Raw genomic sequence first — 13852 nt, forward strand, 5'->3', positions numbered from 1 at the left:
TCAGGCCGCGGCGTCGGCCGGCCCCAGCGCCGCACGCACCGCGGGAAGCACCTCGGTGGCGAGCAGCTCGATCGAACGCAGCGTCTCGCGCTGCCCGAGCCCCCCGAGCCCCACCTGGGCGAGGAAGCGGGTGTGGCCGAGCATCTCGTGCTCCCACAGGATCTTGTCCACGATCTCGGCGGGGCTTCCGGCGAACAGCGCCCCTCCGGGCCCGGCCCACGCGTCGAACGCCTCACGGTCGAGCCGCCCGCCGCGGGGCATGTTCTCCGCGAAGTAGGCGGCGTAGTGCGGGAAGAACCGGTCCCGGGCGTCCTGCGACCGCTCGGCCGCATGGAAGTGGGAGGTCACGCCGAGCCGCGGTGCGTCGTGCCCGGCGCGGGCCGCGGCGTCCCGGTGCAACCGGGCGAGCGCGCGGAAGCGCGACGGTGCGCCGAGGATGGCGAGGTACATCGGCAGGCCGAGGCTGCCGGCGCGCAGCGAGGACTCGGGCGTGCCGCCGACCGCGATCCAGACGGGAAGTCGCTCCTGGACGGGGCGCGGCCAGATCCCGGCGTCGCGCAGGGGTTCCCGCGTGGTGCCGCTCCAGGTGACGGGGTTGTGCTCGCGCAGCTCGAGGAGCAGGCCGAGCCGATCCTCGAAGTACTCGTCGTACCGACCCAGGTCCTGCCCGAACAGGGGGAACGACTCGACGTACGCTCCGCGGCCGGCGGTGATCTCGGCTCGGCCCGAGCTCAGCAGGTCGAGCGTGGCGAACTCCTCGAACAGCCGCACCGGGTCCGCGCTCGAGAGCACGGAGACGGTGCTCGTCAAGCGGATGCGCCGCGTCTCCCGCGCGGCGGCGGCGAGCACGACCTGCGGGGATGACACGGCGAAGTCGGGGCGATGGTGCTCGCCGACCCCGAACACGTCGAGCCCCGACTCGTCGGCCACGCGCGCCCATTCGAGGACCTGCTCGAGGCGGGCCCGCGGGTGGCCGCGTGCGCCGTCGGCGTCGCGGGTGAGCTCGCCGAACGTGAAGATGCCGATCTCGAACGGATGACTCGGAGCATCCGTGCTCATCGGTCGACCGCCGCGAGCTGCTCGGCGAGGAAGTCGCGGACGTCGGCGAACTCGCGCGAGTCGATGCCGTGGCCGAGGCCGGGATACCGACGGTCGGTCGGCGTCGAGTGGGTCGGCAGCCACGCGTCGGTGCGCTCCACGGCCGCCGCTGCGATGACGTGGTCGTCGGCGCCGCGCCCCGAGAAGACCGCCGGGCGCGTGTCGCGGAGCCGGGCATCGCCCGGCTGCGGGGCCGCCTGCACGAACCCGCCGAGGATGACCGGTGCGAGCACCCGGTCGGGGGCGGTGCGGAGGAGCTGGGAGGCCATGAGCCCGCCCTGCGAGAAGCCGATCGGCACGATCCGGGTCTCCGGCGACAGCGCGGCATCCGCCCACTCCCAGATCGCGTCGGTCGCCTCGGCGACGACCGCCGGATCCGGGTTGCCGGGCCGGGTGATGTGGAACCAGGCGAACCGTTGCGGCTGGACCTCGAGTGGAGCCCGGAGGGACGCCCAGGGCACGCCGGCGGGCAGCGCGGGTGCGAGCGCGATGAGGTCGCGCTCGTGCGAGCCGAAGCCGTGCAGGAAGAGGGCGACGGCCGGCGCCGCATCCGTCGCGGGCGACGCATCCGCCCACCCCGACGAGGTGATCGCGTGGAGGGTCATCGCGCGAGCACCTCGTCGACGTCGGAACCGCCCATCGACACGGTGACCTGGGTGCCCCACGGGTCGGCGACCACGATGGAACGGCCGTCGTCGGCGAACTGGAGCGCGCGGTGGGTCAGCCGGGCGGCGAGCGCGTCGAGGTCGTCGCGCGCCGGGACGGTGATGGCGACGTCGCCCAGTCCGAGGCTCGCCGCCCGGGGGCCGGCGCCGGCACTCCGCCACGTGTTCATCGCGACGTGGTGGTGGTAGCCTCCGGCGGCGGCGAAGAGCGCGCCCGGGTAGGTGCCGACGGTCGTCTCGAAGCCGAGCGCGTCGACGTAGAAGGCTCGCGCGGTCTCGACGTCGCCGACCTGGAGGTGGACGTGTCCGACCTTCCCGGCCTCCGTCGCCACGGTCTCGATGGTGTGCTCGTCGAGGTGGCGCTGCAGGTAGGCGTTCGGGTCGAGGCGGAGGGTCGACATCTGCAGCTCGCCGTTCGCGTACTGCCACTGCGACCGATCGCGATCGGTGTAGAGCTCGATGCCGTTGCCCTCGGGGTCGGTGAAGTAGAACGCCTCGCTCACCAGGTGGTCGCTCGACCCCACGAACCGGCTGCGCGGGTCCTGGGCGGCGCGCAGGACGGTCGCGGCGAGCGCCGGGGCGTCCTCGAACAGGAACGCGGTGTGGAACAGCCCGGCCTGGCGGGGGTCCACCGGCGGCAGCCCGGGGGTGCCGATCAGTCGCACCATCGGCGTCCGTCCACGACCGAGCACGCGGTGCACCTCGACGCCGCGGGCTCGCTCCTCCAGCGGCTGGAGCGCGAGTGCGTCGGCGTAGTACGACGACATCAGCTCGAGGTCGCCGACGCGGAGCGTCACGGCATCCATGCCCGTCTGCACGTTGAGGACCCGCTCGGGCGCGGTCCCCCGGCCGGTGCCGGTTTCGGTGGCGGTCATCGGTCTCTCCTCTGCATGGCCTGTGGCATCCATCGCCTGTTGTTGTATCTACAACTGAATGGGATCGGCGTTCATTCCCGCGCCCGTCGCCGCCCCCGACCCGGAGCGCTGCGCTGCGCCGAGCCGAGGCAGGGCGCCGGCTCGCGCCGGCCCCCTCCAGTGATCAGCGCATTGCCCGCGCCAGGCGCCCTCAGCCCGCCGACGGGCCGGACGGCCGACGCCGATGGCGCCGGAACCACGCGACGACCTGGCCCGGAAGGGCACGGATCCGCAGCCGCGCGACCCGAACGTGCGCGGCAGCGTACCGCTCGCGCGACCGGCCGATGCCGATGATGGCGATGCCGAGCAGCAGGAACGCGAACAGGATGCCGCCGATGTAGGCGAACGCCGACCCGTATCCGGCGACGTGCGGGTCGAGGAACCCGTACGGGTACCACCACGGCGCACTGCCGTCGGGGTTCGGCACGAGCTCGCCGCGGATCAGCGTGTAGGTCGTCCAGGCGAGCGGGTAGCTCAGGATGACCGTGAGCGCCCGCCACGGGAGCCCGCGACGCCGGGACGCGAACAGCAGGTCGACCACGAAGTAGAGCGGCAGGACGACGTGGAGCGTCTCGGTCGCCCACGAATCCAGGTTGGCGACCCAGAGCGGATCGGTGGCCGCGATGGCCGGCGGTTCGCCGCGCAGCAGGACGTTGAACACCACGCCGAGCAGGATCACGGGTCCCGTGACCGCGGCGAGCGCCAGCGCGACGCCGACCGGCTCGGGCGTCCGCCCCGGATGCCGGCGCATCCAGTGCGCCGCGACGCTCAGCACGATCACGCTGAGGATCGACGACACGATCGTGAACATGCTGAAGTAGTTCGCCAGCACGAGACCGAGATCCTGGCCGTCGCGCGTCGCGCGATCGACGTTGACCAGAAGTCCGGCGAGGATGCCCGAACCCGCGACGATCGCGGCGGCCACCCTGAACCATACCCAACGCATGAGAACCCCCCAGTTGCACTGCAGTCGAGTTCGGGTTGGGCAAGTTGTAGCGCCTCGCGGGGTTCCGCCGCGGAAAGTCTGACGGGAAGATTGAGGAAATCTCGACCGATTGCCGTTCTCGCTGTGGGACAGCTCCAAAAACCTGAGGACACCCTCAGGTTCGCCATCCGCCTCGGCCGCGCTTCGGCGATGACGGGGTCCCCGGCGCCGCGCTCCGAGAACACCGCGGTACGCGCGCTGATGCCGGTCAGCGCGGCAGCGGGTTCGGGCCGGTCGCGGTGACGAGTCGCTGCGGGACCCAGCCCTCGACGTGACGGATGCCGTCGAACGTCGCTCCCTGCAGCTCGACGACCTCGCGGAGCGACCGCTGATGGAACTTCACGTGCGTGAAGTCCTCGAACAGCACGTAGTAGGGCTCGTTCCACTCGTTCTGGAACTGCTGCCCGGTCAGCACTGCCCGATGGCGGCGGGAGAACTCGTCGGCCTCCGCGCCGACCACCACGCCGAAGTGCTCCATGCCCATCTTGTAGACGCGTTGGTGCACCGGCGGGATGAGCTCGATGAGCGGGATCGACTTGCCGTCGAGCACGCGGAGGGGTTCCGCGAGGAGCAGCATCGACATCGGCCGCCCGTTCCAGACGCCCTCCACGTTGGCGGTGACATGGCGTTCGAGCAGGGTCCGCACGTGCACGTACTGGTCCCACTCCGGCAACCGGAAGGCGAGGTGACTGAGCGAGTACGGGGAGATGTCGATCCCTCGCGCGAGCAGTCGGTCGCGCTGCTGCGCGGTGAACGCGGCGTAGTCCCCGATGATGTCGCGCACGGGATCGGCCATCGCCCGCCTCCCCTCGGCGTCATCATAGGACCGCCCATTCCGCGCGGCCACCGTCGACGGGGTCGCTCCGCACGAGCGCGACGCCGGACGGAACCCGCACCGTCACGCCGGATCGGTCGGCGTGCACGAACAGGTCGCCGAGCGGCGTCGGCACGACCGCCGACGCCCACTCGAGTCCGCCGAGGCGCGGCTCCACCTCGAATCGTGCCCAGCCGTCGTCGAGGGGGCGGAGTCCGAGCACCGCCTCGGGGATGAGCGCGGCGGGCCCGGCAGACCAGGCGTGGCAGAGGCTGCGGCCGAACGGTCGGCCGTACATCGCCAGGTGGTCGCCGCCCGATGGCCCCTCCTCCCAGAAGGTACCCGGGCCGGCGTCGAGCATGGCGCCCCAGATCCGCTCGATCTCCTCGAGCACGGCGTCGTGCTCGCCAGCGGCGAGCCTCGCGCGGAGCCGGAACGCGGTCATGAACGGCGTCCCCGAAGTCCCGGTCCGGATCGACGTCGCGACCCCATCCGGCACGCCGTCCGGGTGCATCCCCGCGAGCACGGCGAGGAAGTTCGCGTACGGAGCGGGCGAGGAGGTCGTGGCGTCCGCGCCGAGGTAGTCGGCCCAGCGATCGGCCTCGGCGAGCCATCCGCTCGATCGCACGGTGGACTCGACGCGGTCGGCGAGAGCGCTCCACCGCGACGCGCCCGCGTGCCCGACGCGATCGAGCAGCCGCGCCGCGCCGCGGAGCGCCCAGCACCAGAGCATCTGCAGCGCCACCGGGTCCCGACCGTGCTCGATGGCGAGACCCCAGTCGAGGAACACCGATCCGGGACCGGAATCCACGAACCCGCCGCGCTGCGCCTCGGGTCGGAAGACGCCGCGTTCGTCGGCGAACCGGGCGAGGTCGGCGACGAACGCGTCGACGTGCGCCGCCTCGCGCTCGGCGAACGCGTGATCGCCGAAGTACCGCACGTACAGGTCGGCGTTGACGACCCACCAGAGCGAGTAGTCCGCGATGCCGTTGACGTAGCCGTGATCGGGTCGGCCGAGGGCGACGAGCCCGTCGGCCACGACCCCGCCGTCCCCGAGCGCGAACGCGTTCGCGAGCGTGCTGAGCGCCTGGTCTCCGGCCCACGGCATCCGGTCGCGCTTGATCCCGTCGATCATCAGCCCCTGGTCGCAGACGCGGAGCGTGTACTGCGCCGCCGCCCAGATCCGCGTCAGCCGATCGTCCGAGCACGCGAACGCACCGGGGCGCGCGACCGGCGTCACCTCGGCGCGCACGCGCACTTCGGGCGGCGCGGCACCCGCCTCGACCGCCAGGTACCTGAACCCGAGCGGATGCCTCGTGGCCCAGCCGTCATCGACCCGGACCACGTCGTGGCGCGTCTCGCGATCGGCCTCGTCCGCGAGCGCCTCGGCCTCGCTCTCGCCGCTGCCGACGACCGGCTGCGGACCGCGCGGGAGGATCGGCGTCCCGAGGATCGGGGCGCCGAGGTCGTACAGCCCGTCGGCCCGACGCATCGCGGCGACCTCGACGTGTCCGGGCGACTCGAGGTGCGGCGCGCGTTCGCCGCCCGGGCGCAGCTCGATCGGCTCCCACGGACCGTCGTCGCGGCTCGCGGACCAGTCGCCGAGCGGCGCGTCGCCCGGCAGGCCGAGCGCCGGCACTTCGCCCGAACGGGCGACGACGTCGAACTCGACGAGGGCGCCGACGGCCGGCACCTCGAACCGGAGGGAGTCGCCGGCGACCTCGACCCGCGCGAATACGGCCGGCCCTGCGGCATCCGCTCGCACCGAGACCTCGGCCCGACCCGCCATCCGGACCGTCACCCGCCCGACGGACGTCGCGACCGCACGGAATCGCACGCACTGCGCCGGCCGGCCGTGGTTGCGCGGGTAGTGAACGTGCCGGTTCGCCGCGAACCCGTCGTCGACCAGCCGCCCGAGCAGCGCGAGCTCGTACTGGTCGCGCCCGTACGCCCACACGCGATCGGCCGCGCGCGGCACCACGTCGGCGTCGTCGAAGGGCTGCGGCGAGCGGGCTCGGACCCACCGCCGCAGCTCGTCGATCGAACGCGGCGGCCGCTGCGGCATCCGTCAGCCCTTCACGGCGCCGGAGGTCATTCCGGCGACGATCTGACGCTGGAAGAAGATGTACATGATCAGCGGCGGGATGGTGATGAGCAGCACGTCGGCGAAGAGCAGGTTGAACGAGCTCACCGACTGCGAGATGTAGTTGAACGTCGTCAGCTGCACCGTGGCGTTCTCGTCGCCCGGCAGGAAGTACAGCGCGTACGTGAAGTCGTTGAACACGAACACGGCCTGCACGACGATGACGGTCACGATGACCGAGCGCAGCAGCGGGAAGATCACGCGGAAGAACAGCTTGACCGGGCCGGCGCCGTCGATGATCGCCGCCTCGTCGAGCTCGCGCGGGATGGTCGCGACGAACGCCCGGAACAGCAGGATGCAGAACGAGAGCCCGAACGCCACGTGGACCGCGATGAGGCCGATGAGCGTCTTGAAGAGGCCGAGGCCCTGCAGCACCCAGATCGTCGGCACGACGGCCGGCGGGATGATGAGGCCCGCGAGCACGAGCGTGTTGACGAGCGGGTTCCAGCGCGACTTCCGGCGCTGGAGCACGTACCCGACCATCGCGCCGAGCACGACCATGATCGCGACGGCACCGACGGTGAGGACCGTGCTGTTGACGAAGGCGCGGACGAGCAGCCAGTCCCGGTTCTGCAGCACGGTGGCGATGTTCTCGAAGAACACCCACTCGGTCGGCCAGCTGAACTCGAGGAACGAGGCCTCGGCCTGGGTCTTGCCCGCGGTGAAGACGATGAACGTGAACGGGACGATGAAGATCACGATCGCGACGAGGATGGCGACCGAGCCGCCGCCCCACTTCCAGGCGACGTTTCTCATTGGTCGGCCTCCTTGCGGTTGAGCCACCACGAGAGCGGGAAGATGATCGCGGCCACGACGAGGAACAGCACGACGTTGCCCGCGGTGGAGAGGCCGAAGAACCCGGCCTGGTACTGCTTGTAGATGACCGAGGCGAGTACGTCGCTCGTGAAGCCCGGGCCGCCGCCCGTCATCGCCCAGATGAGGTCGAACGAGCGCAGGCCGCCGATGAGCGAGAGGAGCACGACGGTGACCGTCGCGGGGCGGAGCAGCGGCAGCGTGATGTGGCGGAAGTTGTTCCAGGCGCCCGCGCCGTCGACCTTCGCGGCCTCGTAGTACTCCTGGGGGATCGCGACCATGCCGGCGATGTAGATGAGCGTGGCGAGGCCGACGCCCTTCCAGATGTCGACGAGGGCGACGGAGAGCAGTGCGATCGAGGGGTCGGTCAGCCAGGCCGGTCCCTGGATGCCGAGGACGGCGAGCGACTCGTTGATCGGGCCGTCGAACGGGTCCATGAGGACCTTGAAGAGGATGCCGACGCCGATCGTGCTGACGAGCACGGGGAAGAAGATCGTGGCGCGGAGGAAGCCGCGGCCGACGATCTGCGAGCTGAGCAGGACGCCGAAGAGGAGGCCGAGCACGACCTTCGCGCCCGAGGTCAGGAACGCGTAGATGAACGTGTTGATGAAGCCCGTGACGAGCTGCGGCTCCTGGAAGAACCGGATGAAGTTGTCGAAGCCGATGAACTCGACGTCGAACAGCGTCCAACGCGTCAGCGAGAAGTAGAACGACGCGACCGTCGGAACGAGGAACAGCACGACGTAGAAGACGCCGGCGGGGATGAAGAACCACGAGGGGTAGGGGCTCTTCATGGGCTTCCGCTTGGCGGGCTTCGGAGGCGACGTCGCCGTCCTGCCCGTGGCGGTGCGGCCGGTGGCCGTCGCGGTGGTCATGGTGGATCTCCCGGATATGGCTGCGGGGCCGGGCGGGCTGCCCGGCCCCGCAGTGCGGTGGTACGGCTTACCAGCCCTCGATACCGAGCTGCTGGGCCTGCTTCTTGACATCCTCGTCGTACTGGGCGGCGCCGTCAGCAGCCGAGGTGATGCCGGATCCCACGGCGACCGTGATCTGCTCCAGGGCCGGGCCCTTGATGGGCGAGAGGAACTCGAGCGCCAGGTTGGTCTTGCCCTCGTCGAAGTACTGCTGGAGGTCGGAGACCATGGCGGGCACGTCGTCCGGGAGCTCGCAGCCCTCGACGACGAACGGACCCTGCGGGGCGTTGGCCGCGGCCTCGATGTCGCAGGCCTCGGGCGTCGTGAGGAACTCGAGGAACTGCTTCGCGGCGTCGAGCTTGGCGCCCTCGGTCGACTGCGGGACGAAGACCGTGTAGGTCGGCATCCACACCGTCAGGCCGAAGGTCGAGGCGTCGTCGCCCGGGATCGGGAACGAGCCGACGGTGTCGGTGGCCTCGGGGTTCGTCGTCGCCAGCTGCGAGGCCGCGAACGTGAGCATCGGGTAGTGCGCGCCCTCGCCCGTCGCGACCATCGAGACGCCGTCGGCGTAGGTCGCCGAGGCGAAGTCCTCGTTGAAGAGACCTGCGTCGAACGCGGCCTGCAGGTGCTCGAAGCCCGCGAACGCCGGCTGGTCGACGTACTTCGCCTCGTTGTTCGTGTACTCCTCGGCCCAGTCGGGGTTCTCGGCGAGCACGTTGTTGAAGTCGCCGAGCACGAAGAGCTGCGAGGTCCAGGTGTCGCCGTAGGTCTGCACGATCGGGGCGGCCACGCCGGCCTCCTTGATCGCTTCGCTGTTGGCGATGAACTCGTCCCAGCTCTCGGGGATCTCGAGGCCGAGGTCGGCGTAGATGTCCTTGTTGTAGAGCATCGCGCCGGCCATCGACTGGCCCATCGGGACGCCGTAGACGCCGTTCTCAGTCGCGACGCTCTTGACGAAGTTCTCGTCGAGCTTGTCGACGTAGGCCTCGTCGGCGATGTTCACGAGCGTCTGGTCGGGGTTCAGCGCCTGAAGCAGCGAACCCGAGTTGTACTGGAACAGGTCGGCCATCTCGCCGGTGGCGAGGCGGGTCTTCACGACGTTGTCACCGTCGGCACCCTGGGGGCGCGTCTCGACCGTGATCGTGATGTCGGGGTTCTCCTCGGTGAACGCCTCGGCGAGCGCCTCGGCCGTCGCGACCGTCGATTCGCCGTTGTCGACGAGGAACGACAGTTCGACCGCTCCACCGTCGGAGTCGGAGTCGCCGGCGCTGCAGCCGGTCAGTGCGAGCGACAGGGCGAGACCGCCTGCGCCCAGGGCGACGATCGAGCGTCGCGTCGTACGGGGGACCATCTTCTTTACCTCCATGTAAAGCAACTGCGCTGGTGGGGAGCGCCGAGGGATTTCGGTGCTGTGGCGACTGCCACGTTAGGAGCGTGCCGAGCGTTTGTCAACCGATCTACACAACCGTGACGTAAATCGGTCTACACCAAGTGCTCGTTGGCGTAGATCGATCTACCGTTTTCCGCTGGAACGTGTACAGTGACAACGAGTTCGCTCCTGACGACGAAGAGAGGAGAGCGGCATGACCGACGCGAGGGCGGCGACCATCGAAGACGTCGCGCGGCACGCCGGCGTCTCCCGTGCTGCGGTCTCGAAGGTCATCCGCAACGCCTACGGCGTCAGCCCGGCGATGCGCGAACGCGTGACCGCCGCGATCGAGGCGCTCGACTACCGTCCTCGGGTCGCGGCACGCGCGATGCGCGGATCGAGCTTCACGCTCGGCATCGAACTGCCGCACATCGGCAACCCGTTCTTCACCAAGATCGTCGCGGGCGCCACCGCCGCCCTGCAGGGCACCGGCTACCAGCTGATCATCGCGCCCGCCGACGAGAACGGCGACGAGGGCATCCGGGCGCTCGGCGCGCTCGCCGACCGACAGGTCGACGGGATCATCGCGATCTCGCCGCTCGTCTCGACCGACTGGCTCGAGCGACTCGGCGCTCGCATGCCGGTCGTCATGATCGGCCGCCACGATCGATCCGAGCACTACGACACCGTGACCGGCGACGACGCCTCGGGCACGCGACTCGCGATGGCGCACCTGTTCGAGCTCGGCCACCGCCGGATCGCGCACCTCACGCGAAGCGAGGACGTGACGGAACCCGGCTCGGGCACGCCGCACGCGATCCGACTCGAGGAGTACCTGGCCGCCATGCGCGCCGCCGGGCTCGAGGACGAGATCCGGGTCGTCCGCACCGGCATGACCGAGGATGCGGCGCGGCTGGACACGCTCGCCCTCCTCGACGACGACCGGCCCACCGCGATCTTCGCGGGCAACGACGAACTCGCGCTCGGCGCGCTCCGCGCGGTCGGCGAAGCCGGCCCGACCTCGGCGGACGTCTCGGTGGTCGGCTACGACGATGTCGACATGGCCAGCCACCCCGCGATCTCGCTGACCACCATCGACCAGTCCGGTGTCGAGATGGGCGACCGCGCCATCCGCCTGCTGCTCGAACGCATTCGCGATGCTCGCACCGAGCCAACGCACTTCTCCGTGACCCCGGTCCTGAAGCCGCGCGCCTCCACCCGCGCCGTTCGGGCCGAGTAGCCCCTCGAACCATCGCCGGCTCCGCCGGCCGCTCCCCCGGAAGGACCTCGATGTCCACGACGCTGCCTCCATTCGAGACGACCGACGTCTCCGCGCGCGTGCACTCGCTGCGCACCCAGTACCCCGACGGACTGCTCGGCGTGCCCGCCCGGGGTGTTCGGCTGTCGTGGCGGGCCGAGGCCGACGCGCCCCAGCTCGGCTACCAGGTTCGCTGGGCGGGCGACGCGGGCGGTGTCTCCGACGCCATCGCATCGGACGATCCGATCGGCGTGCTCGCCCCGGGCGGCGACGTGGCTCCCGGCTCGGAGCGCCGCTACGCCGTGCGGATCGCGACCCGCGACGGCTGGTCCGACTGGAGCGACGAGGCCGTCGTCGAGGCCGCCCTCGACCCGGCCGAGCTCACTGCTCGGCCGATCGGCGGCACCGGTCGCGTCGACGACCCGGTCACGCTCCTCCGCACCTCGTTCGACCTGCCGGCGACGCCCGTCCGCGCGCGACTCCGAGCCACCTTCTGGGGCGTCGGCGACATCCGGATCAACGGCGACGACGTGCTCGGCGAGCACCTCTCGCCCGGCTGGACGGCGTACGACGACCGCATCGTGCTCGGCACGTGGGACGTCACCTCCGCGCTCACCGCGGGCGAGAACGTGCTCGGCACGCTCCTCGGCGACGGCTGGTACCGCGGCCGGCTCGGCTGGGAGGACGAGGTCGAGCACTACGGCGCCGAGATCGCCGCACTCGTCCAGCTCGACGTCGAGTGCGCGGACGGCACGCACGTGCGCGTCGGGAGCGGGCCGGACTGGCAGCGCTCCACCGGCGGCATCCGCTTCGCCAGCCTCTACGACGGCGTCGACGTCGACCTCGCGGCCGACCCGACCGGCTGGGACCGTCCCGGCTTCGACGCGTCGAAGTGGGAACCTGCCCAGGAGGTCGCGGTCGACACTTCGGTCGTCGAACCCCGCATCACGACCGGCGTGCGCACGGTCGGCGAATGGCCGGTCGAGGCGCAGCCGCGCGGCGAGCACACGTTCCTCGACCTCGGCCAGAACATCGCCGGATGGCTCCGGCTCACCGTCCGCGGGCGCGCCGGCGACCGCGTGGTCGTGCGGCATGCCGAGGTGCTCGAGATCGACGGCACCCTGCACACCGCGGCGCTCCGCACCGCCCGGGCGTCGGACACCTACGTGCTCGCGCACGACGGCGAGAGCGTCCTCGAGCCGCACTTCACCTTCCACGGGTTCCAGTACGCCGATGTCACCGGCGCCGAGGTCGTCGAGGCGACCGCCGTCGCGATCTCCAGCGCCGACCGGCCGCGCTCGAGCTTCGAGTGCGCCGATCCGCGGCTCGGCCTCCTGCACTCGAACGTCGCCTGGTCGCAGCGCGACAACTTCGTGTCGCTCCCGACGGACTGCCCGCAGCGCGACGAGCGCCTCGGCTGGACCGGCGACGCCCAGGCGTTCGCACCGACGGCCTCGACCCTCTTCGACGTCGAGTCCTTCTGGACGAGCTGGCTGCGCGACGTCGAGCTCGACCAGGACGAGGACGGCGCGGTCGCGGCCGTCGTCCCGAACATCCTGACGCGTGACGCGTTCCCCGCCGACGGCGGCGCGCACAGCGTGATGGGCCGGGCCGGCTGGGCGGATGCCGCGACCATCGTGCCGTGGGCCGTGTACGAGTCGTACGGCAGCGAGGAGGTGCTCGTCCGCCAGCTCGACTCGATGCGACGCCACGTCGACAGCCTCGAGCGCCGCGCCGGCGCGCGCGGGCTGCTGCCCACCGAGTTCCAGTTCGGCGACTGGCTCGACCCGGACGCCCCGGGCGACCAGCCGTGGAAGGCCAAGGTGTCGTCGGACTTCGTGGCCAACGCGTTCTTCTCGCGGAGCGCCCGCCTGCTGGCCGACGCCGAGCGCCTCGTGGGCGACCCGGCCCGGGCCGCCGACGCCGACCGCATCGCCGACCGCGTGGCCCGCGACACCTGGGCGGAGTGGGGCGAGGCCGCGATCCGGACGCAGACGGGCGCGGCGATCGCGCTCGAGTTCGACCTCGCTCCCTCGGCGGACCGCGAGCGCATCGGCGAGTCGCTCGCCGCCAACGTGCGCGCCGAGCACGGCCGCATCGCGACCGGCTTCCTCGGCACGCCGCTCGTGCTCTTCGCCCTCGTGCACACGGGCCACGTCGAGGAGGCCTACCTCATGCTCCTCCGCCAGGCACCGCCGTCGTGGCTCTACCAGGTGGAGATGGGCGCGACCACCGTCTGGGAGCGGTGGGACGCGATCGGCCCCGACGGCAGCATCCACTCGGGCGAGATGGCCACGGGCGACAGCTCGGGCATGATCTCGTTCAACCACTACGCCTATGGCGCGGTCGTCGACTGGATCTACCGGTACGTCGCCGGCATCGCCCCCACGACCGACCGCCCCGGCTACCGTCGCGTCGTCGTGGCGCCGCGCCCGACCGCGTCGATCCCGTGGGCTCGCGCCTCGGTCGAATCGCGGCTCGGGCCCGTCGCGATCGATTGGACGCTGACCGACGGCGACCTCGCGATCGAGCTCGAGGTGCCGTACGGCGCCGAGGCGGTGCTCGACCTGCCGGTGACGGATGCCTCCGAGGTCACCGTCGACGGCGTGGCCCTCGTGTCGGACCGCCTGGGCCCCGGTCGCCACCGCATCGCGGCGACCGCCGTGCGCGTCGCGGAGGTCCCGTCGATCGAGACGAGCGCGGCGGCCGGCTGACCGGCTTCACGCCTTCGCCTGAACACGGAGAAGGGCCGGTGCGGCAGATGCCGCACCGGCCCTTCTCGCGTACGCGCTCGCGGGTGGCGACCGCTCGGTGATCTGGCTCCGCACGCCGAAGCCGGGTGGGCGGGAAGCTCGTTCCCGCCCACCCGGCGTCGGGCT

Annotated in this window: 11 protein-coding genes; 2 read left to right on the top strand and 9 right to left on the bottom strand. The window is 71.3% G+C overall.

The window, feature by feature from the left end; genetic code table 11:
- From ABME02_RS02725 to ABME02_RS02765, 9 genes are all read right to left on the bottom strand, one after another.
- The gene (locus ABME02_RS02725; protein WP_353813735.1) at nucleotides 1-1059 is read right to left on the bottom strand and encodes an LLM class flavin-dependent oxidoreductase; all 1059 of its coding nucleotides are present in this window, start codon (nucleotides 1057-1059) and stop codon (nucleotides 1-3) included.
- Nucleotides 1056-1703, bottom strand: a complete 648-nt coding sequence (locus ABME02_RS02730; RefSeq protein WP_353813737.1) for an alpha/beta hydrolase — start codon at nucleotides 1701-1703, stop codon at nucleotides 1056-1058. The genes ABME02_RS02725 and ABME02_RS02730 overlap by 4 nt, the downstream gene beginning before the upstream one ends.
- A complete protein-coding gene (locus ABME02_RS02735; protein WP_353813738.1) occupies nucleotides 1700-2638 on the bottom strand; it encodes a VOC family protein in 939 nt (312 codons plus the stop codon). The genes ABME02_RS02730 and ABME02_RS02735 overlap by 4 nt, the downstream gene beginning before the upstream one ends.
- 190 nt (nucleotides 2639-2828) lie before the next feature.
- Nucleotides 2829-3602: a Pr6Pr family membrane protein gene (locus ABME02_RS02740; protein ID WP_353813739.1), complete on the bottom strand. Its 774-nt coding sequence runs from the start codon at nucleotides 3600-3602 to the stop codon at nucleotides 2829-2831.
- 268 nt (nucleotides 3603-3870) lie between these two features.
- Nucleotides 3871-4458 (bottom strand): VOC family protein, encoded by a 588-nt coding sequence (locus ABME02_RS02745; protein ID WP_353813740.1) that lies wholly within the window; start codon nucleotides 4456-4458, stop codon nucleotides 3871-3873.
- A 22-nt stretch (nucleotides 4459-4480) separates the two neighbouring features.
- On the bottom strand, nucleotides 4481-6541 hold the full coding sequence (locus ABME02_RS02750; protein ID WP_353813741.1) for an alpha-L-rhamnosidase-related protein: 2061 nt from the start codon (nucleotides 6539-6541) through the stop codon (nucleotides 4481-4483).
- Nucleotides 6542-6544: 3 nt separating this feature from the next.
- The gene (locus ABME02_RS02755; RefSeq protein ID WP_353813742.1) at nucleotides 6545-7375 is read right to left on the bottom strand and encodes a carbohydrate ABC transporter permease; all 831 of its coding nucleotides are present in this window, start codon (nucleotides 7373-7375) and stop codon (nucleotides 6545-6547) included.
- Nucleotides 7372-8307, bottom strand: a complete 936-nt coding sequence (locus ABME02_RS02760; RefSeq protein ID WP_436408227.1) for a carbohydrate ABC transporter permease — start codon at nucleotides 8305-8307, stop codon at nucleotides 7372-7374. Before ABME02_RS02760 ends, ABME02_RS02755 begins: the two co-directional genes overlap by 4 nt.
- Before the next feature lie 67 nt (nucleotides 8308-8374).
- Nucleotides 8375-9697, bottom strand: coding sequence for an ABC transporter substrate-binding protein (locus ABME02_RS02765; RefSeq protein WP_353813743.1), 1323 nt, complete (start codon nucleotides 9695-9697; stop codon nucleotides 8375-8377).
- A 232-nt stretch (nucleotides 9698-9929) separates the two neighbouring features.
- On the opposite strand from ABME02_RS02765, the gene ABME02_RS02770 reads away from it, so the two are divergent.
- Both ABME02_RS02770 and ABME02_RS02775 read left to right on the top strand, forming a co-directional pair.
- Nucleotides 9930-10955 (top strand): LacI family DNA-binding transcriptional regulator, encoded by a 1026-nt coding sequence (locus ABME02_RS02770; RefSeq protein ID WP_353813744.1) that lies wholly within the window; start codon nucleotides 9930-9932, stop codon nucleotides 10953-10955.
- A gap of 50 nt (nucleotides 10956-11005) precedes the next feature.
- The gene (locus ABME02_RS02775; protein WP_353813745.1) at nucleotides 11006-13687 is read left to right on the top strand and encodes a family 78 glycoside hydrolase catalytic domain; all 2682 of its coding nucleotides are present in this window, start codon (nucleotides 11006-11008) and stop codon (nucleotides 13685-13687) included.
- The last annotated feature ends 165 nt before the right edge of the window (nucleotides 13688-13852 follow it).

The sequence above is a fragment of the Agromyces zhanjiangensis genome (genome assembly GCF_040496055.1).
Classification (GTDB): domain Bacteria; phylum Actinomycetota; class Actinomycetes; order Actinomycetales; family Microbacteriaceae; genus Agromyces; species Agromyces zhanjiangensis.